The following is a 414-nucleotide window of genomic DNA, read 5'->3' on the forward strand; positions in this document are numbered from 1 at the left end:
CGGCGCGCTCGGGCTGGCGTACGGTTCCTCCGGCGTGCTCCTCGCCCGGCACCTGGCCGGGGCCGCACCGGGCGGGGAACAGCTGGACTGGCTCGCCGCCGCCGTGCGGCGCGCCCCCGCGGACACGCCCGTCGGGCTGTACGACGGGCTGGCCGGAGCCGGCTGGCTGTTCCACCGGCTCGGGCACCCGGACGCCGCGAACGTGGTGGACCGGCTGCTGGCCGGCCCGCCGCCCTCCTCGCTCGGCCTGTACGGCGGCCTGACGGGCGTCGCCCAGCTGCTGCTGGAGGCCGGAGCGACGGACGAGGCGCTCGCCCTGGCCGCCAAGGCCGCCGGGCGGATCGGCGAGGCCGGGCTGCTGGACCGCCCGGGTCTGCTGCGCGGCTGGTCCGGACCGGCGGTGCTGTTCGCCCG

The 414-nt window shown here is 80.0% G+C and carries 1 pseudogene; it reads left to right on the top strand.

The annotated features are described in order from the left end of the window. Nucleotides 1-414 (top strand): annotated as a pseudogene (locus tag AE652_RS35280) (hypothetical protein); the annotation flags it as partial.

Origin of the sequence: Kitasatospora sp. MY 5-36 (genome assembly GCF_001182915.1) — a bacterium.
Lineage (GTDB): Bacteria > Actinomycetota > Actinomycetes > Streptomycetales > Streptomycetaceae > Kitasatospora.